15 protein-coding genes are annotated in these 25,409 nt (G+C 57.1%); 11 read left to right on the top strand and 4 right to left on the bottom strand.

Going from position 1 to position 25,409, the window contains the following annotated elements:
• The coding region (locus CKW16_RS11405; protein ID WP_256580475.1) for a DUF5801 repeats-in-toxin domain-containing protein at positions 1–4,900 on the bottom strand (4,900 nt) is incomplete at its 3' end.
• A gap of 682 nt (positions 4,901–5,582) precedes the next feature.
• Positions 5,583–6,161 (bottom strand): S-(hydroxymethyl)glutathione synthase, encoded by a 579-nt coding sequence (gene gfa / locus CKW16_RS11400; protein WP_095128514.1) that lies wholly within the window; start codon positions 6,159–6,161, stop codon positions 5,583–5,585.
• A 477-nt stretch (positions 6,162–6,638) separates the two neighbouring features.
• Here gfa and CKW16_RS11395 point away from each other — a divergent pair, with 477 nt between their 5' ends.
• Genes CKW16_RS11395 through CKW16_RS11385 form a run of 3 tightly spaced genes read left to right on the top strand, consistent with a single transcriptional unit; the run spans position 6,639 to position 11,057 of the window.
• Positions 6,639–8,360 carry a type I secretion system permease/ATPase gene (locus CKW16_RS11395; RefSeq protein ID WP_095128500.1) on the top strand — a complete coding sequence of 574 codons (1,722 nt, stop codon included), beginning with the start codon at positions 6,639–6,641 and terminating at the stop codon, positions 8,358–8,360.
• A complete protein-coding gene (locus tag CKW16_RS11390) occupies positions 8,353–9,705 on the top strand; it encodes an HlyD family type I secretion periplasmic adaptor subunit (RefSeq protein ID WP_095128499.1) in 1,353 nt (450 codons plus the stop codon). Before CKW16_RS11395 ends, CKW16_RS11390 begins: the two co-directional genes overlap by 8 nt.
• Before the next feature lie 2 nt (positions 9,706–9,707).
• The gene (locus CKW16_RS11385) at positions 9,708–11,057 is read left to right on the top strand and encodes a TolC family outer membrane protein (RefSeq protein ID WP_095128498.1); all 1,350 of its coding nucleotides are present in this window, start codon (positions 9,708–9,710) and stop codon (positions 11,055–11,057) included.
• Positions 11,058–11,212: 155 nt separating this feature from the next.
• Here the strand turns inward: CKW16_RS11385 and CKW16_RS11380 are convergent, their stop codons facing one another.
• Positions 11,213–16,039 (bottom strand): M10 family metallopeptidase C-terminal domain-containing protein, encoded by a 4,827-nt coding sequence (locus CKW16_RS11380; protein ID WP_095128497.1) that lies wholly within the window; start codon positions 16,037–16,039, stop codon positions 11,213–11,215.
• Positions 16,040–16,284: 245 nt separating this feature from the next.
• A complete protein-coding gene (locus CKW16_RS11375; protein WP_095128496.1) occupies positions 16,285–16,554 on the bottom strand; it encodes a DUF1652 domain-containing protein in 270 nt (89 codons plus the stop codon).
• Between the two features lie 370 nt (positions 16,555–16,924).
• Here CKW16_RS11375 and CKW16_RS11370 point away from each other — a divergent pair, with 370 nt between their 5' ends.
• The 8 genes from CKW16_RS11370 to CKW16_RS11340 all read left to right on the top strand — a co-directional run bounded on the left by CKW16_RS11370 (position 16,925) and on the right by CKW16_RS11340 (position 25,283).
• Positions 16,925–17,542 carry a dTMP kinase gene (locus CKW16_RS11370; RefSeq protein WP_095128495.1) on the top strand — a complete coding sequence of 206 codons (618 nt, stop codon included), beginning with the start codon at positions 16,925–16,927 and terminating at the stop codon, positions 17,540–17,542.
• Between the two features lie 303 nt (positions 17,543–17,845).
• A complete protein-coding gene (locus CKW16_RS11365; protein ID WP_141232729.1) occupies positions 17,846–18,505 on the top strand; it encodes a hypothetical protein in 660 nt (219 codons plus the stop codon).
• Positions 18,498–20,429 carry a hypothetical protein gene (locus CKW16_RS11360; RefSeq protein ID WP_095128493.1) on the top strand — a complete coding sequence of 644 codons (1,932 nt, stop codon included), beginning with the start codon at positions 18,498–18,500 and terminating at the stop codon, positions 20,427–20,429. The genes CKW16_RS11365 and CKW16_RS11360 overlap by 8 nt, the downstream gene beginning before the upstream one ends.
• A gap of 2 nt (positions 20,430–20,431) precedes the next feature.
• Positions 20,432–21,388, top strand: a complete 957-nt coding sequence (locus tag CKW16_RS11355) for an ATP-binding protein (protein WP_095128492.1) — start codon at positions 20,432–20,434, stop codon at positions 21,386–21,388.
• A gap of 422 nt (positions 21,389–21,810) precedes the next feature.
• A complete protein-coding gene (locus CKW16_RS31790) occupies positions 21,811–22,728 on the top strand; it encodes a hypothetical protein (RefSeq protein WP_141232728.1) in 918 nt (305 codons plus the stop codon).
• Positions 22,729–22,905: 177 nt separating this feature from the next.
• On the top strand, positions 22,906–23,775 hold the full coding sequence (locus tag CKW16_RS11350) for a DNA-binding protein (protein WP_095128491.1): 870 nt from the start codon (positions 22,906–22,908) through the stop codon (positions 23,773–23,775).
• A gap of 280 nt (positions 23,776–24,055) precedes the next feature.
• Entirely contained in the window at positions 24,056–24,688 is a 633-nt protein-coding gene (locus tag CKW16_RS32545; RefSeq protein WP_256580474.1) for a hypothetical protein, read from the top strand.
• Positions 24,689–24,881: 193 nt separating this feature from the next.
• On the top strand, positions 24,882–25,283 hold the full coding sequence (locus tag CKW16_RS11340; protein ID WP_095128490.1) for a GFA family protein: 402 nt from the start codon (positions 24,882–24,884) through the stop codon (positions 25,281–25,283).
• Positions 25,284–25,409: the final 126 nt, after the last annotated feature.

Raw genomic sequence — 25,409 nt, 5'->3', positions numbered from 1 at the left:
AATCGCCGGTCAACGTCCCTGCGAATTGGTACGCGCCGTCGCCATCCGGTGAGGGCACCAGCTCGGTGAGCGTGCCGGTCCCGGTCGCGGTCGTGTTGTCTGGCCTGACGATGGTGAACTGGCCATTCACCAACGAGATATTCAGACCGGTTGCACCCAGCCCGTCGGCTCCGGCCGTATTGTTCCAGAACCCGTATTGCGCAAGGACGCTACCGGTCCCGATCAGGTTGCCGAACGAGAGTGTTGGGCCGTCGTCCTTGAACACCAGGTTCTGCCCGATGTTGAGGGTCGCCTGGGCGCTGTCACCGTCGCCATCGGTCTTGGTCGCCGTCAGCGTCACCAGATTGTCCGCCGATAGAGTCTTCGAATCATCGGGATTGGTGGCATCGGGATGCACTACGGCGCGGATCTGGTCGAGCGTGACGTTGCCATTGGCGGCGACGCTGACCGTGAATACCAGCTGGTTGGTCGTGGCCGTGCGGCCTTCGACCACGCCGGCGTTGAGCGACAGGTTGACCGCCTCGTTGGTGGCCGTGTCGGTCAGCCCGGAAGCCCCCGCCACCACGCCCAGCGCATAGGTCAGTGTGCCGGCGCCATCAGCGCCAAACGCCGAGGTGAAGTTGGCGGCAAAGCTCTGGGTGGCGTTGGTTGCCAGGGTTGTCTCGTCTACCGTCAGCGTCGGCTCCGCGCCGGTGGTGCTGATGCTCGGCCCGTCGTCCTTGAACACCAGGTTCGACCCGATGTTGAGGGTCGCCTGGGCGCTGTCGCCGTCGCCATCGGTCTTGGTTGCTATCAGCGTCACCAGGTTGTCCGCCGACAGAGTTTTCGAATCATCGGGATTGGTGGTGTCGGGATGCACCACGGCGCGGATCTGGTCGAGCGTGACGTCACCATTGGCGACGACGCTCACTGTGAACACCAGCTCGTTGCTCGTGGCCGTGCGGCCTTCCACCACTGTGCCGTTGAGCGACAGGTTTACCGCCTGGCCGGTGGCCGTGTCGGTCAGCCCGGAGGCACCTGCCACCACGCCCAGCGCATAGGTCAGCGTGCCGGCGCCATCAGCGCCAAACGCCGAGCTGAAGTTGGCGGCAAAGTTCTGGGTGGCATTGGTCGCCAGCACCGTTTCATCGACCGTCAGCGTCGGCTCGGCGCCGGTGGTGCTGATGCTCGGCCCGTCGTCCTTGAACACCAGGTTCGACCCGATGTTGAGGGTCGCCTGGACGCTGTCGCCGTCGCCATCGGTCTTGGTTGCCGTCAGCGTTACCAGATTGTCCGAGGTCAGAGTTTTCGAATCATCGGGATTGGTGGTGTCGGGATGCACCACGGCGCGGATCTGGTCGAGCGTAACGTCACCATTGGCGGCGACGCTCACCGTGAATACCAGCTCGTTGCTCGTGGCTGTGCGGCCTTCGACCACTGTGCCGTTGAGCGACAGGTTTACCGCCTGGCCGGTGGCCGTGTCGGTGAGCCCGGAGGCACCCGCCACCACGCCCAGCGCATAGGTCAGCGTGCCAGCGCCATCAGCGCCAAACGCCGAGGTGAAGTTGGCGGCGAAGCTCTGGGTGGCGTTGGTGCCCAGCAGCGTCTCGTCCACCGTCAGCGTTGGCTCCTCACCGGTGGTGTTGATGCTCGGCCCGTCGTCCTTGAACACCAGGTTCTGCCCGATGTTGAGGGTTGCCTGGACGCTGTCGCCGTCGCCATCGGTCTTGGTTGCCGTCAGCGTCACCAGATTGTCCGCCGACAGAGTCTTCGAATCATCGGGATTGGTGGTGTCGGGATGCACCACGGCGCGGATCTGGTCGAGCGTGACGTCGCCATTGGCGGCGACGCTCACCGTGAATACCAGCTCGTTGCTCGTGGCCGTGCGGCCTTCCACCACTGTGCCGTTGAGCGACAGGTTGACTGCCTCGTTGGTGGCTGTGTCGGTCAGCCCGGAGGCGCCCGCTACCACGCCCAGCGTATAGGTCAATGTACCCGCGCCATCGGCGCCAAACGCTGAGGTGAAGTTGGCGGCAAAGCTCTGGGTGGCGTTGGTTGCCAGGGTTGTCTCGTCCACCGTCAGCGTTGGCTCCTCGCCGGTGGTGTTGATGCTTGGCCCGTCGTCCTTGAACACCAGGTTCTGCCCGATGTTGAGCGTCGCCTGGGCACTGTCACCGTCCCCATCGGTCTTGGTCGCTGTCAGCGTTACCAGGTTGTCCGCCGATAGAGTCTTCGAATCATCGGGATTGGTGGTGTCGGGATGCACTACGGCGCGGATCTGGTCGAGCGTGACGTCACCATTGGCGGCCACGCTGACCGTGAACACCAGCACGTTGGAGGTGGCCGTGCGGCCTTCGACCACGCCGGCGTTGAGCGACAGGTTCACCGCTTGGCCCGAGGCCGTGTCCACGAGCCCCGATGCACCGGCAATCACGCCCAGCGCATAGGTCAGTGTGCCAGCACCATCCGCGCCAAACGCCGAGCTGAAGTTGGCGGCATAATTCTGGGTGGCGTCGGTGTCCAGCAGCGTCTCGTCCACCGTCAGCGTTGGCTCCGCGCCGGTGGTGTTGATGCTTGGCCCGTCGTCCTTGAACACCAGGTTCTGCCCGATGTTGAGGGTCGCCTGGACGCTGTCGCCGTCGCCATCGGTCTTGGTCGCCGTCAGCGTTACCAGGTTGTCCGCCGACAGACTCGTCGAATCATCGGGATTGGTGGTGTCGGGATGTACCACGGCGCGGATCTGGTCGAGCGTGACATCGCCATTGGCGGCGACGCTGACTGTGAACACCAGTTGGTTGGTCGTGGCCGTGCGGCCTTCGACCACTGTGCCGTTGAGCGACAGGTTGACTGCCTCGTTGGTGGCTGTGTCGGTCAGTCCGGAGGCACCGGCCACCACGCCCAGCGCATAGGTCAGTGTGCCGGCGCCATCAGCTCCAAACGCCGAGGTGAAGTTGGCGGCATAGTTCTGGGTGGCGTCGGTGTCCAGCAGCGTCTCGTCCACCGCCAGCGTCGGCTCCGTGCCGGTGGTGTTGATGCTCGGTCCGTCGTCCTTGAACACCAGGTTCTGCCCGATGTTGAGGGTTGCCTGGGCACTGTCGCCGTCGCCATCGGTTTTGGTCGCCGTCAGCGTCACCAGATTATCCGAGGTCAGAGTTTTCGAATCATCGGGATTGGTGGTGTCGGGATGCACCACGGCGCGGATCTGGTCGAGCGTGACGTCACCATTGGCGGCCACGCTCACCGTGAATACCAGCTGGTTGGTTGTGGCCGTGCGGCCTTCCACCACTGTGCCGTTGAGCGACAGGTTGACTGCCTCGTTGGTGGCCGTGTCGGTCAGTCCGGAGGCACCCGCCACCACGCCCAGCGCATAGGTCAGCGTGCCGGCGCCATCAACGCCAAACGCCGAGCTGAAGTTGGCGGCGAAGCTCTCGGTGGCGTTGGTCGTCAGCACCGTCTCGTCTACCGTCAGCGCCGGCTCCGTGCCGGTGGTGCTGATGCTCGGCCCGTCATCTTCGAAGATGATCTTGGAGCCGATTTCGGCGCTCGCAACAGAGGCCTGGAGCAGCTTGAAGCCACCGATATCAAAATCGGCGTGGTCATTGCCCCTGGCGTCGAGGGCCGCCCCGTTCTCGACGAGCACGCGGTTGTGTTCCGACGTTGTGGTGTATTCAATCTTGTAGCCGGCTTTAACGCCGGTGATGGTTGCAACCCCACCAGTAAAGCTGATGGTAATGGCCGGATCATTCTCCGGTCCGGCTGAGTTCTCGATCACCGCCCCGGTGCTGATGTTGATCACGCGAACATTGGTGATTGCAACCGACGTATCACCCACATATCCGTTGATGAAATTCACGCCAGGTTCAGCAGCGGTGCTGAATGCACTGACTTTTACGACTGCACTCTTGCCGCTTTGCAGCTGCACGACGTCGAAAGTGGCCGTCTTCGTATTGAAGACGTTGGTAAAGTCAATGTTGGATTCGAGATCTGCTTCGTTCTGATCCAGGTTGGGAATGGTCACATTCTGCCTGGCACCCGTGACGAACGAAAAGCGGATGCCTTCCTGTTCCGTAATCATCTGGCTGTTGGTGCCGAAGGTGGTCGGGCCACCTGCCTGGCTGGTATTGATCGTGTCGCCAGTGTTTATATTGACGCCACTTGACTGGTCGGCGGGGTTCTTCCCGGTGGCGATGATCGTGGGATCGGTAATCCGCAAGACACCACCGTCGTCGACAACTGTCGGGGTCGCCGTCGTGAACATCAGGAAGAGGTTCTGACCGGAGGGCGCATTGGCCAGACTGAACACCAGATCCTGACTGGCTCCAATGAAAACCTTATTCAGCAGATTGAGCGGATCATCGGGGTTCGGATTAATTAGATTTTTGAGCGGTTGGTACTGCACGGTCCAGATCTTGCCGCCCGTGACCGGCGTTCCGGTTTCTTCAATATAGGCAGCGAACACGATCGCGCCGGTTGGGCCCCCGGCTCGGCCCAGAACGATGTTGTTGTTCGTATCCGTATAGAGAAGGATGCTGGTGCCATCGAGGGTATCCAGTTCGCTGTCCACGCCATTGAGCGGTGCGCCAGTGCTACCGACGAAGCTGATATCGATAATGCTTCCTCCGGGCGCAGCGGTGAGGGTGAACGCATCGCTGCCCGTGTTGCCCACGGCACCGGTATAACCACTCAAGGCCGCCCCCGTTGCGGCACCTGCCCCAAGTGCGGTCAAGCGGGTAGAGAAGATCGAGGGCAGGGCCACCAGAGTGTCGTTGTCGTTAGCGTCTTCCGCAGGGCTTGGAGTGGCGGTGCCGTTCTGCAACCCGGCCGTTTCGTCCAGCGTAACGTTCACGCCGGTCGCCACGACGCTCAGAGCGTTGTCCGTAAACGACGTTGTCGCCACTGAGTCGTCACTAGTACCGAACACACGATCGTCGCCCGCAGAGGCCGCGGTGAGCAGAAACGTCGCGCCTGCCGAGTCGTCGGGATTCACGTACCACGAAGTCGTGACGCTGCCGTTGACTTGGCCGTCGAGATCGCCGGCGCCGCCGTCGGTCACGTACCAGGGCTCGTGTCCCTCGCCGGTGTCGGTATCGAGCACGTCGTCGGGCGTGCCCCATAGGTTATCCGCACCGGCGCCGGTGGCGTGGTCCACTTCGAGCTTCACGGTGCTGCCGGCGGCGAAACCGCTGGCCGTGATGGTGGCGGTGCTGCCGGGTGCGTAGTCGCTCAGGTCGGTGGTGACGGTCGGAGTAGGGTTGCTTGTTAGCGCTGAGTTTTTCTTATTAATAGCCATGATTTTCTCCAGAGCAACTCGGGCCATCGAGGCCTGACCGTAGACTTTGTACTGCTATAAGCTGTAACTATGTGTAAGCACCGGGGATTGCGCATCGGCCGATACTCCCAAGCGGGGTGGGAGTTTCAGACTACTTGGGAGGGGAAAACGGGATGAGGGATGAGGGATGAGGACGCGAAGGAGCGCTGAGCTCGGCAGCCATTGCTTGATGAGCCGAAGGCCACGGCTCGAACCTGTGGGTACGATCCGCTCAGCCGCGTTTTTTGGGGGGGCCGGGCCGCGGTCCGACGAAGAAACCGCGGCGGCCGATCAATCAGGCGGCGGGGAGCAGGCCTTTCTGTTTGGCGACATGAGTCGCCAGTGCATCCATCAAGTCCGGGGACAGGCAGTCATAGGGTTCCAGGCCGATCGAGCGCAGGCGCTCGCGGATAGCCTTCATTTGCGCTGGCGGTGTGCCGGTTTCGATGATGGAGGACACGAACGCCGCGAATCCCGGCGCAGCCCATCCGCTCTGGGGAGAGAGCTCGGTGTGGACGAAGTCCAGGCCATAAAATGCATGGTCCTTGTTCTCGATGCGCCCGAAGAGATGGGCGTGGCACTGCTTGCAGGCGTGCCGCTGGATGGTGGCGGATTCGTCGACAATTGCCAGTTTTTCACCGTGGGCAGTGACGCTGACCTTATCCCGAGGTACCACGGCGATGACGGCGAATGTCGCGCCTTGCGGTTTCCAGCATTTGCTGCAGCCGCACGCGTGGTTATACAGGGTTTGTGCGTCGATCTTGACCTCGACCTTGTCGGTCGCACACAGGCATTGCAGGGTGCCACCTGAGAAATTCGCGGCGGCGGGTTGGATACCATTGTCCAGTGCAGGGTGAAGTTTCAAGGTGCTCACGTTGGCTTCTCCGTTACAGGGTGTCAGACGAAAGTGCGTGGGGCCATGCACCAGGCGACGGTGCAGATCGATTGCCTTCATGCATCAGGTCGAACGCTTCATTGATACGTTCCAGCGTCATGGGAGTGAGTGACGAAAGACGCCAATTCAAGCTCGCCATTCATCGCATCCTAGACCATCTTCGGCAACTGGGTGCGGCACTTGACGCCTCCAAACGCTGAGACTTTGATTTGCTTAAAGCTTTGGATAGTAGTGGGGAATGCAACATTCCCGCCCGTCACCCACATGGAAACCCGGCCCGTCAAACCGGCACTAACCCGTGGTTGCGTGGTCAGTAAGTGGCGCCTGAAGCGACGAGGATCGTCTCTGATAGCGGCGCATCCGGCTACGTTTAGTGTTTTCGCCAATGCCTCAGGGCAAAAAAACCAGCGATGGATTGCGTCTTGGACCGACTTTTCCTTTTGCGGGCGACACTCTATGGGTTTGCTTCTCGATCCGCGTCATGACATTGATGCCGCTTTATTAAGCTATCGCCGGGTGTTCTGGTCGCTGGCGCTGTTCAGTGGGGTGATCAACCTGCTGGTGCTGGTGCCGTCGCTCTACATGATGCAGGTGTACGACCGGGTCCTCACCAGCCGCAACGAAACCACCTTGTTCATGCTCACCTTGATCGCCCTGGGGCTGTTCATGTTCAGCGCCCTGATCGAGTGGGTACGCGGCGAGGTGATGATTCGCATGAGCGCGGGGCTGGACGATGCCTTGGGCGAGCGGATTTTCGACGCTGCCTTCGCCCGCAGCCTGCGCGAGCACAACGCCAACCCGGCGCAGGTGCTCACCGATCTGGCGACGTTGCGACAGTTGATCACCGGCCAGGGCCTGATCGCCTTGCTCGATGCTCCGTGGTTGCCAATCTTCCTGCTGGTGGCGTTCATCTTTCATCCCTGGTTCGGCGTACTGACGCTGGTTCTGGCCCTGGTGCTGATCGGCCTGGCGCTGTGGGGCGAGTTGGCGACTCGCACACGCTTGGGCGAAGCCAATCGCCTGGGTGTGCAGTCGTCGATCTATGTAAACAGCACGTTACACAATGCCGAAGTCATCCAGGCCCTCGGCATGCTCGGGCCGTTGCGCCAGCGTTGGAGCCTGCTGCAGCAACGCATCATTGCCGCCCAGGCCCATGCCAGCGACCGCGGTGCGCGTATCACTTCGATGACCCGTTTCGTACGCATCTCCGGACAGTCTCTGGCCCTGGGCCTGGGGGCGTTGTTGGTGCTTGAAGGCCAATTGTCGGCAGGCATGATGATTGCGATGTCGCTGCTGCTGGGGCGTGCCCTGGCCCCCGTGGAAATCGCCATTGGCTCGTGGAAACAATTCAACTCCGGCCGCCAGAGCTATCAGCGCCTGAGCCAACTGCTTGCCCAGCATCCGCGCGAGCGCCTGCGCATGCCTTTGCCACCGCCCACCGGGGCAGTGCGCCTGGAGCAGTTGTATGTCGGCCCGCCCGGCGCCTCGCAACCGATCCTGCGGGGCATCAATTTCAGCCTGGCCAAAGGTGATGTGCTCGCCATCGTCGGCCCCAGTGCCAGTGGTAAATCAACGCTGGCCAGAGCGCTGGTCGGGGTATGGCCGGCCATGGGCGGTTCGGTGCGCCTGGACGACGCCGAGATCAGTCAATGGTCCCACGACGCCCTGGGCCCGCACCTTGGATACCTGCCGCAGGACATCGAGCTGTTCGACGGCAGTGTAGCCGACAACATTGCCCGCTTCGGCGAGCAGGACGCCGACAAGATCATCGCCGCCGGGCGTCACGCCGGCATTCACGAGATGATCCTGAGGTTTCCCAAGGGTTACGACACGCCGCTGGGCCCCGGCGGGCTTGGCTTGTCCGGTGGGCAGAAGCAACGCCTCGGCCTGGCCCGCGCGCTTTACGGGCACCCGGCGCTGATCGTGCTCGATGAACCCAACTCCAACCTCGATGAAGCCGGAGAGCTGGCGCTGGTGCAGGCCATCAGTGTACTCAAGGCTGCTGGCAGCACCGTGGTGCTGATTACCCACCGGCCTAATGTGCTGGCGGTGGTCGATCACATCCTGGTGCTCAAGGACGGCACTCAACAAGCATTCGGTCCACGGGATCAGATGCTCAAGGCATTGATGCCGGGGCCAAGACCGGCCGCGGTCAAGGAGACTGGCGAAGATGCATGATCTGACCCCAGAGCAGGGCCTGAGCGTGCGCGACGCCACAACGCTGCCCAGCGCCAGTACCGACGCCGGTGGCGCGGCACGCTATGGTGTGGGTTTTCTGGTCCTGACGCTGGGCGGTTTCCTGCTCTGGGCCTGCCTGGCGCCGCTCGACCAAGGTGTCGTGGGCAGCGGCACCGTGGTGGTAGCGGGCGAACGCAAGGCTGTGCAGTCGTTGGTCGGCGGGGTGGTGGAAAAGCTGCTGGTCAGCGATGGCGACCGCGTCACCCAGGGACAGCTGCTGGTGCAGCTCAATACGGTGCAGGCGCAGTCGCAACTGGACGTGACCCTGGGCAGGTTGCTCAACGATCGCAGTGTCGAGGCGCGGTTGATAGCCGAGCGCCTGGGCTCAGCCGAGATTCAATGGCCCGCTGAACTGCTGGAACATGCCGACGAGCCGCGGGTCAAGGCCGCCATGGCTTTGCAGAGCCAGTTGTTTCTGACCCGCCGCGAAGAACTGGGCAGCCGCTTGCAGATCATCGAACACGAAGCCGCGGCATTGCAGCAGCAATTGCGCGGCTACGAAGGCGTCAAGCGCAACTACGACGCGCAGATGCGCTTCCAGCAGCAGGAGCTGGAAGGCCTGCGTGATTTGGCCCGTGAAGGCTACGTTCCGCGCAATAAGCTCTTCGAGTCCGAGCGCAACGCAGCCCAATTGGCCGGGCAGATTGCCTCTGGGGTGGGCGATGTCGGCAGGACCCGCCAGGCGATCAATGAAAGCCGGCTCAAGGCCTTGCAGGCGCAGCAGGAATTTCGCCGCGATGCCGAAACCCAGCTCAGCGAGGTCTCTGCCGAGGCGGCAGGTTATGCCGATCAGATTCGCGCCTTGCAGTTTGAAGTCGACAACGGTGCGATCCGTGCGCCGGTGTCCGGGCAGGTCATGGACGTGAGCATTCATACGGTCGGGGGCGTTGCCCAGGCCGGACAGACCCTGATGCAGGTGGTTCCGCTGGATGCGCCGATGGCGATCACTGCGCGTTTCGAGCCGCTGATGGCCAATAAGTTACGCCCGGGGCTGCCGGTGCATGTGCATTTCACCGCGCTGCAACGGGTGGATACGCCGACGGTCACCGGCACGGTGACTACGGTGTCGGCGGACCAGTTGATCAACGAACAGACGCACCAGCCGTACTTTTCCGCCAAGGTCGAAATTCCCGCCGACACCGTCGCCTCGCTGCAGGCCGCCGGCCTGCTGGTTCGCCCCGGCATGCTCGCCGATGTCACGGTGGTGACGGGGGAACGCACCTTGATGAACTACCTGATGAAACCTTTGCGTGAGCGCTTGCTTGCGGCCTTCAAAGAGGAATGAGCATGATCGACCTCTGTCGCTATCGCTCCCGTGTGCTGCTGGGTTTGTTTACCAGCTGGGCCGCGATTAATCCCGTGTGGGCCGCTGAAGGAGGCCTGAGCCTGACCGCTGCGTACGACGCTTCGCGCGCCAATGACCCGACCGTGCAATCGGCGGCCCATGCCTTTGATGCTTCGAAGCATGAAGAGGCGATTGGCCGCGGCGGCCTCTATCCGCAAGTGTCGTTGACGTCGCGCTACGGCTACGGTGGGCGTACCGATGGCGGTGACGACCGCAGCTACGTCGACAGTAACGATTTTCAGGCGAACAACGTCACCCTGGCGGCGCAACAACCGCTCTATGACAAGGGGCGCTGGGCGGCGTATCAGGAGGGCAAGGCGCGGGGGCAGTTAGGTACCCAGCTATTCGACGTTGCCGGCCAGACCCTGTACGACCGGGTCGCCAAAGGCTATTTCGACGTCGCCCGGGCCGAAAACGAGATCAAGTTGATCGCCCAGCAAAAGGCTGCCATCAATGGGTTGGTGACGCAGAGCAAAAAGCTTTATCAAGGCGGGCAGGGCGCGATCACCGACATTGATGAAGCCCAGGCGCGGCTAGATCTGGTGGAGGCCCAGGAGGCCGAAGCCCAGGCCCGCCGCGTGGCTGCGTTGCGGGCATTGTCCGGTCGCGCCAGCGTGCCCATCGATGACATCCAGCCGATGCGAGAAGAACTCGCCGCCGGTAGCCCGATCCCACCGGAGCAGGATTTGCCGTACTGGACGGCGATTGCCCGTGAAGCCAGCCCCGAGCTGGCAGCCCGGCTGGCAGCGGTGAAAGTCGCCGAGGCGCAGGCCGACAGTCAGCGCGCCGGGCATTATCCGACCTTGTCGCTGACCACCCAGCTAACCCGCCGGGAAACACGCCAGTACCAGGAACTCGATCCACGCCAGGACACTTATTACGTGGGGGTGCAGCTGGATATTCCGTTGTATCGCGGCGGGGCGGTACGCGCCTCGGTGGCGAAGGCCGAAGCGCAACTGGCCGGTGCCCAGTCCGACTACGATGTGCAGCGTCAACAGTTGGCCGAGGACATCGAAGCCGATTATCTGGGCGTGGTGGCCGGGTTCACCAAGAGCAAGGCGATGCAGCGGGCGGTGGAGTCCAATCAGCGGGCCCTGACCTCGACGGAAAAAGGCTTTCAGGGTGGAGTGCGTTCCACGGTGGATATTCTTGATGCACAGCAGCGGGTGTTCCAGGCCCGCCGAGACCTGCTCAACACCAAGCTCGAAATGCTGCAAAGCTATGTGAGCCTGCACACCCACACCGGCCAGATGAACCGCGGCGTCCTGGAGCAGGTGCAAAGCCTGTTTTGAAAAGCCCAAGTCCCGGCTTTCTGCATCATCACCCTCGCCACAAAACCCTTGTGGGAGCGAGCTTGCTCCGGGCGGCGTTCCGACGATTACGGTGTGTCAGCCAACATCATTGCTGAATGTACCGCCGTCATCGCGAGCAAGCTCGCTCCCACACGTCAGGCTGTAAAGTCGCTGGCGTGCAGCTCCTGGACGCCCACCAATTCGAATTCGAACTCGGGGGTGGCGTCGGCGTTGACACTGCCGTAGAGAATGCCATCGGCAAAGCGCAGTTGGCCGGTGGCGTTGGAGGGGTCGAAGGCGTTGCTGCCGATGAACGTGAAGGCGTCGACAGTGGCGGTCAGCGGGTTGGCGTCCAGGCCGGTGAAATCCAGATGATCGCCCTCGGTGGTCTTGAAACCGCTGATCACATCGCGCAAAGCCCCGACGCCCATGTCCGACAGCGCACCAAACGCGTAGGTATCCGCGCCGGTGCCACCGGTGAGGTTGTCGGTGCCTGCACCGCCGATCAGCCGGTCATCGCCCGAACCGCCCACCAGCGTGTCGTTGCCCGCACCACCGTTCAGAACGTTCGCGGCGCTGTTGCCCGACAGACTGTCGGCGTAGGCGCTTCCCGTCAGGTTTTCGAAGAGTTTCAAGGTGTCGAGTCCGGAACCCACGGTGTTTTGTTGCGCTGACGTCGAGAGGTTTACGGTAACGCCGGACAGGGCGCGTTCATAGGACACCGTGTCAATGCCATCGCGCCCGTCCAGCACGTTGTTGCCGGCTCCGGCGAACAGCGTGTTGTCCAACGCGTTGCCCGTGCCATTGGCGGCGCCAGTGCTATCGATATACAGACGCTCGACGTTGTTGCCGAGCGTATAGGCCGCCAGGCTGCTGTGCACGCTGTCGATCCCTCCAGACACCGCATTGCTGTTGATTTCGATCACTGCGTCGTCGGCGTTGTCGACAGAGTAGGTGTCGTTGCCATCGCCGCCGCTCATGCTGTCATCCCCTGCGGCACCATCGAGTACGTTATTGGCGGCATTGCCGGTGATGAAGTTGTGTCGCTCATTGCCGGTGCCGTTGATGCCCGACACGCCGGTGAGCATCAGGTTCTCGAGATTGGCGCCCAGGGTCCAGCTGACCGAGGCCTGCACCGTGTCGATCTGCGAGGTCGAGGTGTTGGTTTCCACCACGCGGTCTAACGCGTTATCGACCACATAGATGTCGTTGCCATTGCCACCGGTCATGGTGTCGGCGCCCAGGCCGCCATCCAGTGTGTCGTTGCCCGAACTGCCCACCAGGTTATCCGCCTGGCTGGTACCGGAAATCATGTTCTGAGCGTTGTCGAAAATGTCCTGCACGCTGTTGTTGTCGTTGGGGTTGCCCTGGAAGCCAAGGTCATTGGCAATGTAGTCGGCCAGGCGCTGGCCGACGATCTCCGCCGACTCCTCGTGCAGGTGCCAGACGTCGTCGGGATACGCCAGCGGATCGACTTCGTGGCGCAAGGGGAGGTCGGTGTAGTCCACCGCCAGCTTGACGTCGGCGCGCTCGGCGGCGATGGCTTCCTGGGCGGCGCGGACATAGCCAACCCCATCGACGATGGAGGCAATCTTTTCTTCCGAATAACCACGGGCACGCGCAGCGTCCTGTTCGTAATGACCTGTTTCCATCAAGTACACGCTGAAGTTGCCGAACTGGGCATGCAGGTAATCAAACACCTTCAGGGTCGCGGCCTTGTAGGCCGCTGCTGCCGCTGCTTTGTCCGTGGCTCGAGCGATCTCCTGGGCGGCTTCCTCGCCCTGGCCCCAAATGATGCCCATGGTGACGTTATTGATGGATTGCAGTTCGGTGAGCTGGTCCCGCAGCAGCGTCACGGCGCGCAACAGCGCAGCTCCGGGCTGGTTGGTGTCGGTCAGCCACCAGCACAACTTGAGTTCCTCGGCGCTGAGAGTCGACAGGCCGGTGACCGTGCTGCCGCCCACCGCGATGTCGATGCCGTTGCCATCGGCATCGGTGAACTGGCTGCGCACGTCATAGGAGGTGTAGCGGTCCAGGTCGTTGACCAGCATCGAGGTGCCGGACTGATTGTCGTCCTCCGTCATGCGTAGCAGTCGCGCATTGGATTGGCCTAGGGTGGGCAGGTAGAGGATGTTCTGCTGGGCGCTCTCGCCAAACACGAAGTCGCTGGCGGTCAGGGTGTTGAGGTAGTTGCCGCTGAGGGCGATTTCAAAACGATTGCCATCGGCATCCGCTTCGGCGGACTTGATGTAGGTCTTGTCGCCGGCCACGTTGAGGGTCATGTACAGCGTGCCATTGCTGCCATCGCCGAGGCCGATAACGCCCAGGCCCGAAACATCGATCTTGTCGACGCCCGCGGTGAAGTCATAAATCGTGTCGGTGGCCGTGACACCACCGGTGTCGTAGTCGCGGTAGCTGTCGAGTGCGTTGGTGTAGCGGAAGGTGTCGGCACCGTCGCCGCCGTACAGCGAATCGCGTCCGGCGCCGCCGTCGACGATGTCCGCGCCGGTGCCGGCCTTGATTGTGTCGTTGCCACCGAGGCCGAGGATCAGGTCTGCGCCCGCCGTGCCGTTGAGGGTTTCGGCATTGTTGGTGCCGGTGATGGTGTTAGCGGGCGCATCGGCCACTACCAGGGCGAAGCTATCGCTGACCGATGCACCGGCCGGGTCCGTGGCTTTGACCAACACGTTGTAGTTGCCGGACGCAGTGCTGGTCGGCGTGCCGGTGAAGGTCAGGTTGGTGACGTTGAAGCTCAGCCACGCGGGCAGGGCGCTGCCATCGGCCAGGGTCGCGGTGTAGCTGAGGCTGTCATTATCCGGATCGGTGAAGCTGGTGGCCGGCACCACGTAGCTGAACAGGGTGTTCTCGGTCGCGTTCTGATCGAGCAACGCCGTTGCTACCACCGGCGCCTGGTTGGTCGGTGACGACGAGGCGAAGACGAAGTTGGCGCTGGTCAGCGTGTTGAGGTAGTTGCCGTCCAGCGCCACCTCGAACCGGTTGCCATTGGCGTCGGCGGTCAGGGACTTGATGTAAGTCTTGGTGCCGGCACTGTTGAGCACCACGTACACGGTGTTGTTCTTGCCATCCCCCAGGCCGGTGAAACCCATGGCCGAGAGGTCGATCTTGTCGGCGGTGGTATCGAAGTCGGTGATCAGGTCGCCAAGGTTGGCGCCGCCGGTGTTGTAGTTGCGGTAACTGTCCAGACGGTTGGAGAACACGAAGGTGTCCGCCCCGGCGCCACCGGTGAGGGTGTCCATACCGGCGCCACCGTCGAGCCTGTCGTCGCCCGCGCCGCCATTGAGGCTGTCGTTGCCCGCCAGGCCGAGCAGGGTGTCGGCCGACTCGCTACCCAGCAGCGAGTCACTGCCGCTGGTGCCGGTGACCACCCGATTGAAGATGAAATTGCTGGCGGTCAGGGTGCTGACCAGGTTGCCCGAGAGAATCAACTCGAAGCGATTGCCGCTGGCGTCGGCATCGTAGTCCTTGATGTAGGTGCGGTCGTTGCTGGCGCTGTAGCTGACCTGCAAGGTGCCGCCACGGCCATTGCCCAAGCCCGTGAAGCTGAGGCCGGCGAGGTCGATCTTGTCCTGGGAGACGTCGAAGTCGGTGATGGTGTCATCGAAGCTTGTGGTTGCGTTGCGATAAGTGTCGGACTGAGCGACGAAACGGAACGTATCGGCGCCGGTACCGCCAGTGAGTTTGTCGATGCCTGCACCACCCACCAGAATGTCGCCACCGGCTCCGCCATTGATGGTGTCGTTGCCGGCAACGCCGTAGAAAATCTCGCTGGCGGCACTGCCCAGCAGGGTGTCGTTGCCAGCCGTTCCTTGCACGGTGGTCATCGGCACCGTGGCGCTGACATAGCTGCCGTCGCCATAGACCAGCGTGGCACCTTTGCTGGTGTGACTGATGGTGTTGCCAATAATGGCGTTGCGATCGGTGCCGTCTTCGTTGCGTTCGGCAACGCCGTAGGTCGACAGGTCGCTGCCGATGATGATGTTGCCCTGGATCGTGTTGTCGCTGCCGTTGAAGTACTTGCCGGACACGCCGAGGGTATCGTTGTAGGACTGGATGATGATTTCCGGTACGGGGTTGCCCAGGGAATTGTTGTTGAGCGTGTTGTCGATGATCTCGACGTGGTTGCTGCCGTAGATGCGGATCCCGGCGCTGGCGTTGTCGTGAATCTCGACGCCGCTGACGGTCACCTCGCTGGACATTTTGATCAACACCCCTTCGGCGCCGTTGCCGTACACCTCGCCACCGGTGATGGTGATGTTGCTGGGGGAGGGGATGTCCTCGCTGCCACGCTGCACCACGATGCCATTGCCGCCGTTGTCGTAGGCGACGTTATTGGTCATGGTGAAATCGTGGGTGCTGGTGACGACGTTGAAACCGTGTCGGTCATTGTCGTAGGCGACGTTGTTTTCGAAGGTGCTGTCGCTGAGGAAGTCAGCAACGAAGCCGTCCAGGCCATTGCCATGGGACACGCTGTTCTTGATGACCATGTTGACGGTCTGCTCGTGCGGGTCGAAACCGTACCCGGAGCAATCCTTGATCTCGACGCTGTCGAGGGTGACGTTGGAGTCGTAGCCTGCTTCGCCGGGAATGTAGCCGTTGAACCAACCGTCGACCTTGCCCGTGGTGTTGTCACGGTTGCCGTCGATGGTGAGGTTGCTGACACCGAAATCGTGGGTTTCCTCGCCATAGGCGGAGCGGATGACCCCCGTGATCTTGGTGTCGGAGCCGTCAGCCACCTTGACGGTGGTTGCGCCCATGCCGTCGCCGTACAGGTAGACGTTGCTCTTGAGCATCAGGCAACCGTCGGAGGGTTCCTCACCTCCCGAAACGATATAAGTTCCGGTCGGCATATACACCTGCCCACCGCCTGCAGCGGCCGCCGCATCAATTGCACTTTGTATCGCCGCCGTGTCGTCAGTGATGCCATCTCCTTTGGCGCCAAAAATTTGTACATTGAAAATCATGAGCTTATCTCCGTATCAGGCGAAAACCTCGGCAGATGCCAATATTCCATCGACAGCTACCGTGTTATGACCCAACGGAGCGCAAAAGTTGTGACCGCATATCGGGGAAGCGTCAAAAAACCGAACTAACTGATTAGCGGTTGTGAGGTGCTTCGAAAAAGTAACGTTCTGTTGACGCTCGTTCAGTTAGCGAGCGATGCCGCAGTGGAGGGCGTGAGCGGCTTTTATGACCTTCGTTTTCGCAGCTACCTTTTGGCAGAATGATTTGCCGAGTAGCAAGGAGCAGTAGCGCTGACACGTTCGAGGTCGTTTCGCAGATCCGCGATAAGGGTCTCGATGGCAAAACCGTTGTTGAGCGGGGCAATCGGGATCCCGGTGACAGTGAGGATTTCTTGATTCGAGGTGCCGTGATAAAAACGCACGGTCAGCGCTGCAGGTGGATCGACCGTACAGTCGCAGCGAGTCGGGAGGAAGCTTTGCTCTACGAGGTGGCGTAGTTCCAGAGTAGATAACATGGCGACATACCTTGACGGGAGTCAGCCAAATGACTTTTGTCAGACGTGGGTGGGGAAGCTCCTGGAAAGTAGATGCTTGGTAGGCTCCCTAAACACATTTGGCCAAGAGCCTCTGATTAAGTGTATTCCTGAACCCTCCCGAGGGATTAGACCGTTTTTCTCTGGCCGCCTTGAAAGGCAGCGCATTCGATGAGCGATGCTCATAAGCGGCTATAACCCTGGATTTTGAGACCCGTTAGTCAGAAACCAAGTTAGAGTGTTCATCAATGTCTGTTCATGAGGTCCCTACACTCGATTCGCGTAGTCGCGCCAAGCGTTTCCAGCGAACGAACCGGGCAAAAAAAATCGTATCTCAATCGTTATGTGAAGAATGAATCGTCCGCTGTTTGTTTCTCTAGATGGGCCCAAGGGCGCCGGCAAAACCACACTGTTGGAAGCCGTGACGAAATTACTAAGGGCAGACAACAAAAAGGTGATCCGACTTTGCGAGAAAAAAAGCGATCCCTATAGGGGTGAAACAATGACCCTCGTTAACAAGCTCGTCAGAAATCCCACCCGGGATTTGGAGTTGAGGGTTTGTGAGCGCTTTGCTGATAGCCGTACCTGGATTTCCCGGCATGTGCTGACTAAACAGCCACCAGACAGCATCATCTTGATCGATCGCTGGTACCCGTCTGATGCCGCGTTTCGCCGGATAGTCCCGTTTGCAGAGATTCTACAGTTGAACATTGATCGAAACGTGCAAGTGCCAGACCTGCATGTCGGGGTTGTCACCGCCCCAGATATTTCATGGGCAAGGGCTGCGGCACGAGGGCGTGGGCTGGGCAGTACTGTGATCCATAAGCTGGAAGAACATGTCGCTTGTACAAAGGCGTTCGAGCAAGCAATCGCAGATCACGGCTGGGTTTTATGCCGTAACGAAGGAACGATCGAAGACGCAGCGATGCAGGTGATTTCTGAGATCTATAAAGTCCTTCGGTGCCCGTAGGAGTACCCCGAAGTAAAACTTACAACTTCATCAAAAATCGAAAATCTGATGCAGATTAGCTGCTTAGCGCAATTTGTAAAGCGCTTCAGCGAATTTCTAATGCAGAATTACTACCGCGTATCCTTGAACAGATTTTAGTCCTCGTCTCGGAGAAGAAGTAATTATCCGAAATGGGGAATGAAGCTAAAACTTGCTAGGTGGCTCCGCTCTGCTAAGGTTATGAAAGAATCTAACCGGAATGCCCCTGACAAAAGGAATTGAGGCAAGGGTCGGCATATCCTCATGCTCATCATGGGGATAGCTATGTCCGCGAAAAGTGTAACTTATAATTTCACATCCAGAAAAAGAGCCTTTGGCAATCACTGGCTCATATATAGCAATAAAGCAAAATGTATACTTTCGTTACTCAGTGATCGTGAGGTTGCGCATTGGGTGTTGAATTTAGAGTTTTGCTCAAATATAAAGTCATTTGAGTTCGGTGATTATGAGACGGAAATAGAGATAAATGGCGAGAAAATTTTCTCGAAATATCGCCTGCGCGTAGAGACTAGTTCAGGTGTTGAGTATCACAAGATCTCGGTAAATAAAAGCGAGCAAAACAAACGAGATGCAGATTTTCTGGATAATTGCTTGTGGCGCGAGAAGCACATTAGATTTAGACATGTAACGGATGAGGAGCTTAATTGCGAAAGGCAAAAGATATTTCCATTGCTGAAGCTTTCAGCTTTTTTGACTGCCAGTCGAGAACAGTACATTCCACCAAACCTAATTGACTCCGCGAACTTGTATATTACAAGGTTCGGAAAGGGAACGTTGTTGCATTGCCTCGCAGCTCTAAATGAATATAGCAAAGCCACTGTGATGTTACAAATATATCGCTTGTACAATGCTGGCAAGATTTTGATAGCCTTCGAGGAAACCCCATTTTCATTAGACTCCCAATGGAGACTTAATAATGAATGAAATAGGGATGGAACCAATTAATCCTATCTATACCTCAGTTGATGCTGCGCAGGTGCCTGAAGATAAAAGGGCGGTGTTTCTGCGCCGTCGCTTAGCAGTGAGAATGCGTTTAGATGGGGAGTCATTGAGTGAAATCTTTGTACAGACAGAGATCATTGCATCTGAAGTGAGTCGTTTAATCAAGCGATTCAAAGCAAAGGACGAAAATGGTGTTTGTTTTGGGGATGCGGCTTGTATCCCTGGCTTTAGAGTAAAAAAATATGAGCGAAAAAAACCAATCCAGCCAAAAAAAACTGAGCAGAAAGGAGGGATGGCTGGAGCAATGTACAATCTATTAAAAAATTTTCCAAATATTCTGCCTCGATTTGTCGAAAAAGTTCTTCGGCGGGATGCACCTGTTGGGAAAGGAATGAAGTATCAAAAGACACTTCTGTTCCAAAATTTCTATGAAATATGCAGGCATGAGGGTGTTGGTGAAAATGATTGGCCTTTTTGCCAACCAAGAGGTGCGAACAAAACTATATCAGGTTTGATAGATAAAGTACTGGAGCAAAATTTCCAAGCTGGGGCGCTTGCGGTAGGAGGTCGCTTGAGTCTCATTCATACTGCTGTTTGCAATGGGATTGAGTCGTTGTTTGGTCAATGTGATGTTTTGGATGTATTGGAAATCGACTCCCATTTTCTGGATGGTAAATTTGTGCTTAACATCAAGGGGGATCGTCGGCTTACAACAGATGATATCGTCGATAGATTCTGGTTGATATGCGCGCGATGCAGGAGAAGCAAAGCGGTTTGCGCCGCTCGGTATGTTTTTTCGAGCCAAGTCACCGCGCTTGATGTATTCCAAGTGATTTGTGATGCGTTTCTTGGGAACTGGAAGCCACGAATAAAATTTAGCATCACTGATCTGAACTACGTTGAAGGTGCGGGCATGCCATACTATGTTTTCCCCGAACTTAGGTATCACAGCATTGCGGCAATATACTTCGATAACGCGATGCAGCACTTTGCTAAGGATGTTCAAAGCTTGTGCTTGGATAAATTAGGCATTGCAATTGACTACGGGCCGCTAGGTAATCCTGGGCGTAGAACAAACATTGAGGGATTGTTTAATACCCTCGCCAGTCATGTGCTTCACCCACTTTCTTCAACAACAGGTCGACACCCTTACGATGGGCGATCAGACGCACCCGAGAAGGCCGCGATTTATTATGATATCAATGTGGATGAAGCGCTGGAAGTTTTAGATGTTTACATTGCGAATTATAATGCTACTCCTGGCGGTGGCGCCAACAAAGGAAATAGCCCTCTTGATGCAATAAAAGCCTACAAGGATTGCGAGATTTTATTTAAGCCGATTGTAAATGCAGTCCTGGTAAACTCGAAAGACGTTAATTCGTTGTGCCGCAAGGTATTTGTGCGGGGCAGCATTAAAAACGGTATACGCCCACGCATCAAACTGGATAAAGCGTTATATACCAGCCCAATTTTAGCAGAGATGCCGAGCTTGATAGGGCAGGAAATAATTATTAGGATCGATCCGGACGACTATAGAACCGTCACTGCGTACTTGCTCAGCGGTCTACCTCTCGATGTATTAACTGTAGAGCTCGCTTGGCGAGAATATAAACATAGCGTTCAAACAAGAAAGCTGATTAATAGAGCGGTGAGTAAGAAGTTATTCGAAATATGTCGCGGGCAACGTCCTGTTGTTGTGTATCAAAATCATTTATTGAAATCGTCAACTGCACGGAATAATTTAGAGTTGCAAAGATTGTTAGCCGAATGCCCCGAGCTCAGTGGGCCTGCCGGCTACGTGGGCCAGAGCTTAACTCGTAATGTTGAATACAGTACTGAGAGAGAGGAAGTTATTGAAACTCCGAAATGGCGCTCTCTTCCGATCTTCAATTTTGAGGGCGAATAAAAATGCCTAATCTCAGTCATCCCGCATTAAAAACCTATTTTCGGCTGAATACGCCCGTATTGAAGGAGGTGTTAAATCAGGTTTTTTTTGAAATTGCGATGCAAAAAACAGGGGTAATCTTTCAGGGCCCATCACGTATTGGTAAAACACGGTGTTCGAAGGCGCTTAGTGAAGAGGCGGGAGCCAAATTCAAGGATGTGCTGGTTGTTAGGCTCATCGCTGTTGCTCGCGAAAACGCGAAGCATAGATCAACCATAATACATCAACTGATCGAGCAGGAAAGGATACCAGTCAAACCGCGAGATAGTAGTATTGTAAGATTTAATTTATTGGTTGATCGTATAAAAAACAAGATGGAAGAGATGGGCAAAACCCACTTTGTACTAATTATCGATGAGCTGCAGCGTTTTGCAAGCGCAGATTTCTATCAGCTGGCTGATTTGATGAATGTTCTCGATAGCATAGAAATAAAAATGACCGTGGTATCCTTTGCCATGCCGGAGATCGTTGATCTGGTAAATGACCTAAAAAGTGTCGAGCAATTACAAATCATCGCGCGATTCATGAGTGATGTGCGAGATATGTCTGGGGTGAACAGCGAACAAAACCTATTTCAGATCCTGAAGCTCTACGACAGTGATATGGTTTATCCAGCGGGTAGCGGAATTACGTACACTCAAAGCTTTTTTCCTGAGGCTTTCGCGCGTGGCTGGAGGATCAGTTCGATTGCTCCTCAATTTTGGGCGGAAATGAATAAAAAAGCGTCAGGTTGTTACGTTGGCAACCTACCAATGGAACATGTAACCAGAGTCGTGCAATATTTTTTCCTAATGAGATGTATGGTTGATGGACGTGAAAATTCTTATCTTCCTATAACCAACGATGATATTCGGGAGGCTGTGAATGTTAGTGGATTAGAAACTTTCTGTCGGACTGCTTCGATGGGTGCTAAGCAATGAATATATACGTACCAAAACAGATATACCCCTACGAATCCTACATCTCTATTTTTTACAAAATCATGCGGTACAGCTACTTAAGGGGCGACGAACTCCTTAAGGATAGTGGAACCACGTATGGGCAGCATCGAATGCCATTCGTAGTTCCGAACTGGTTGGCTTCGTCAGCAATAGGGGAGAGCGAATCACATATTCCTACGCAGTTCGCACCACCTACGCAAATTTTAAATCCAACAGCAAGCATACGTTTTTGTCCACTATGCATGGATGTAGGATTTCACTCGGTATTCTCGTGTATTAAATTTTATCGCTATTGTTCGGTTCACGACGTTGAGCTTGTAGAAATGTGCCCTGAATGCGTCGATCGTTTCATCGGTAATACTCCCATTGGATCCTACTTTTACGAGCAGGAAATACGTGGAGTGACACAGCACTTTTGTAAAAATTGTAACCTTAGTTGGCCTGATTTAGGTCATCGCTCCAAGTTTAAGGTGGACTGCGCACTTATAGCTAGAGCGCTGGAAATTGGTAACCTAGAAGCGAAATGGTTTCGAGCGTTGATGCGCGGCGTATGCAGTGGCTCGTACCATTGTGCAGATTACTATAGCAATGATGTGACGAGGGAGGCTTTGGTGGTACCTCTTGAGCGGCTCTTGGGTATTCCGTGTCCGGACCGATTGGTTGGTCAGATATTTAGTCATCAACCAGTGCATTGGATAATTCCTGATTCGCCGAATAATGAGCAATATGACTATCTTGAGCTTCATGATTATCAACAAATCCGGATGACGCTTTATGCTTGCTGCGAGGCGCTAGAGGAAAAATATCTTCGTGGTCACCAGGATTGTTTGGCACGTATCAACTCGCTGACGGAGTATGGTGCAACGACTGGGGTTATTTGTAGCTTTTGCTCATGTGCTTTGGCGTACGTGCTAATGCGCTTGAAATTGGCTTGCATTAAGTGGCCTACCATTACAAGTGTTTCAGGTAGAAAATCTGGATTCGATTGCTTTATCCAGCGTGCACCATGCCCATATAGCAGTGCAGACATATCAAAAATCATTACCGCGTGCTATCTAAACTTTCTAGGAGAAATACAGTATTGGATTGAAAAGGGAATTAGCTTTACTATAGAGTTGAATGCTGAGTTTCCTTGGTATAGAGCGGGAAAGCATCAGAGCTTTTTTATAAGGCGAAGCAGCTATCGCTTCCGTAACGCCTGTACGCAGGACTTGGATTATCAGCAGTTGTTTAAATTGACTCGGAGCTCCCGGACGAGCGGATTATCCATACTCTACGATGACAACGAAATCTCCGTTCGCCATGTTTTAACTTTATAGGAGGTCTTAAAATCCGCATGGCGCTTGTCGGAGCGCGTATTGAGCTAGGAGTTTTTCTCGTTTCCGTCTAAACAATCTGGTTTTTTGTATCCGTCTCTTTGATTGAGCCAGGACTAACACGTGGCTCAGAATTGGATAACATTCCATTATCAGACCTAATATAACCGGAGATGAGCCATGGCAGTCGGGGTGCCGGAAAACGAGGTGTTTGCCGCTGCGGATACGGTATTGGCGCGGGGCGAACGGCCGACCGTGGAGCGCGTGCGTCTGGAACTCGGGCGCGGCAGTCCGGCGCGGGTCGGTGGCCTGCTCGATCAGTGGTGGGCGCGCCTGGCCGAGCGTCTGAGCGGCGAGACCCGCCTGCCGGCACTGCCGGCCGAGGTGGCGCAGGCGTTTGTTGCGGTGTGGCAACAGGCGATCCACCTGGCACAGGGCGTCGCCGAACAGGCGCTGGCCGAACAACGACAGATGATAGGCGCGGAGCGCGATCGAGTCGCGGCCGCAGAGGAGCAGGCGCGTCAGGATGCGGCTAAGTTTCGTCAGCACGCGGCGGAGGCCATGGCCGGGCGCGAGGCGACCGAGACGCGGCTGGCCGACCTCGAGTTGCTGCTATCCCAGCGCCAGACGCAGATCGAGGATCTGCAGCAGCAGCGTGAAAGTTGGCTGCACGAGCGCCGCGAAGTTCAGCATCACAACCAGACATTGCAGCAGGATCTGCAGGCGCTGCGGCTCAAGGCCGAACAGGAGCGCGTCGCGCAGGAGAGCTACGTCCGTGGCGTCGAAGATCGCGCGCACCGTGAGGTCGACCGCGCGCGCGAGGAGGGCAAGGCAATGTCGACTCAGCTCAAAGTGTCTGGTCGGCACGTCGAGCAGTTGCAACGGCGGCTGGAGTCGACTCAAAACGAGCTCAGTCAAACTCGGCAATCGGTAGCAGCGCAGCACGCCTGTGCCGAAACTCTGGAGCATCAATTGACGCAGGTACGCAAGGCTCCCGGCGCCAAACGTAAGCCGAGCACCCGAAAACCCAAGCCGAAGAGCGCCCCCTGACAGATTATGGTGCCACTGCGATTAATATCGTGTGATGAGAACCACCCTATATAGAGCAGAGGCCTTCCAGCGATTCCCTCGTCCAAGACACCAAGGTGTCCACGGTCGCACATTTGCAGAGCGCTCCTAGTCAAAGGCAGCATAGATTACTGGCGGTCGCGAAGGGCTCTAATCGACCCATTGCAGCCACTAACCAACGACTTTGCACACTTAAGTTCAGGTATGAATGACTTCACTATGAACAAATGAGCGTCTACGTAAACAAAAGGAAAGACGGGAGATGGAAGATTTTCTGAATAGATCTGATGAACTTCACATAGAGATCCTTCACCTTTTGAAGGGAGTTACTCCATTTCCCGGCACACGGCATGAGGTCGCAATGGTGGCTTGCGGCATGGCGCTGGAACACGCTCTAAGCCTGCGCCTGCTGGTAAGAACTCAATGCTACACGTCAGCTCTAGCGATGATGCGTTTGCAGTATGAAGCCCTTACAAGAGCCGTTTGGCTTCTGTATGCGGCTAAGGATCAGCAGGTCGAAACCCTCGCGGCATCACTCACACTGGAAGTCGAACACAGTGCAAATAAACTCCCGATGTTCTCGCAGATGCTCCATGAGATCGTCGAAAGGGCTCCTCTGCAGGCATCGAGCATGCTAATGAATTTCAAGGATGTGAATTATCACGCCATGAACTCGTTCGTACACAGCGGCATTCACCCTCTGCGCCGACACTCCGAAGGCTATCCACCTGAGCTGATTCAGAGTGGCATCCAGAATAGCAATGGGCTTAACGTCATGACACTCCAGCTTGGAGTGATTCTTACGGGTGACCCGAGCCTATCAGGCACTGTGAGAGCCGTGCAGGAAAAGCACCATCAGGTTTTGCCGGGTCTGATTCCCCACGTCATTGACTGAGACCTATGGCCACTGACGGCACGCGACCCAAACCAGGCAGCCGCACGTGTCGAGGAAATCAGAAGCGATACAGACTGCTTCTGGCCGATTTCTGCCCTTGGCGAGGGGCAGAAAACAGCCAGATGCTGCCGGTCGACCCCGAAGCTGTTCGCGGTTTAAATGGCCGTCTCTTCGTTCTCAGGTGTGCTCCAAAATGACTGACGTCTTCCAGGGCAGCTGCCTTTGCCGCGCCGTCAAATACGAAATCCGGTCACGATCAAAAGCGCTTTCTCACTGCCATCGCGGCCAATGCCGCAAAAGCCATGGAGCTGCATTCGCCAGCTATGGCAGTGTACTGCGTGGCGATCTGCACCTCATCCGAGGCGCCGATGGCATCAAGTCGTACAGATCCTCTGAATCAGTATTGCGCCAGTTCTGCGCCCCGTGCGGCTCTTCGCTGTTCTGGTCAAGAAACCAAGGTGAATACTCCAATTGGATCTCGATAGCGCTGGGCACCCTGGACACTACATTCACCTCGGACAAGCAGAAACACATCGAGGTGGCATCCAAGGCTCCATGGTATGAAATTCAGGACCATTGGCCGCAATTCCAGTGAGCGCTGAGAGTCGATTTCTGCCCGTCACGAAGGACTGTAGTCGACTGCGGATTCAACCGACCGAGGCAGTGTAAAAACTTTTTTCAGCGCGACAGGTACTCAAAACCGGGCTGGAAATCGCGCGTC

The organism is Pseudomonas sp. Irchel s3h14 (assembly GCF_900187425.1).
In the GTDB taxonomy this organism is placed as follows: Bacteria; Pseudomonadota; Gammaproteobacteria; order Pseudomonadales; family Pseudomonadaceae; genus Aquipseudomonas.
This window is presented reverse-complemented; position numbering and strand designations above follow the sequence as displayed.

Coding starts and splice junctions, on each gene's coding strand:
- CKW16_RS32545 (WP_256580474.1), top strand. CDS start 24,056: ATGGAAGATTTTCTGAATAGATCTGATGAACTTCACATAGAGATCCTT.
- CKW16_RS11395 (WP_095128500.1), top strand. CDS start 6,639: ATGGGTTTGCTTCTCGATCCGCGTCATGACATTGATGCCGCTTTATTA.
- CKW16_RS11350 (WP_095128491.1), top strand. CDS start 22,906: ATGGCAGTCGGGGTGCCGGAAAACGAGGTGTTTGCCGCTGCGGATACG.
- CKW16_RS11360 (WP_095128493.1), top strand. CDS start 18,498: ATGAATGAAATAGGGATGGAACCAATTAATCCTATCTATACCTCAGTT.
- CKW16_RS11340 (WP_095128490.1), top strand. CDS start 24,882: ATGACTGACGTCTTCCAGGGCAGCTGCCTTTGCCGCGCCGTCAAATAC.
- CKW16_RS11370 (WP_095128495.1), top strand. CDS start 16,925: ATGAATCGTCCGCTGTTTGTTTCTCTAGATGGGCCCAAGGGCGCCGGC.
- CKW16_RS11375 (WP_095128496.1), bottom strand. CDS start 16,554: ATGTTATCTACTCTGGAACTACGCCACCTCGTAGAGCAAAGCTTCCTC.
- CKW16_RS11365 (WP_141232729.1), top strand. CDS start 17,846: ATGTCCGCGAAAAGTGTAACTTATAATTTCACATCCAGAAAAAGAGCC.
- CKW16_RS11355 (WP_095128492.1), top strand. CDS start 20,432: ATGCCTAATCTCAGTCATCCCGCATTAAAAACCTATTTTCGGCTGAAT.
- CKW16_RS11380 (WP_095128497.1), bottom strand. CDS start 16,039: ATGATTTTCAATGTACAAATTTTTGGCGCCAAAGGAGATGGCATCACT.
- CKW16_RS11390 (WP_095128499.1), top strand. CDS start 8,353: ATGCATGATCTGACCCCAGAGCAGGGCCTGAGCGTGCGCGACGCCACA.
- CKW16_RS11385 (WP_095128498.1), top strand. CDS start 9,708: ATGATCGACCTCTGTCGCTATCGCTCCCGTGTGCTGCTGGGTTTGTTT.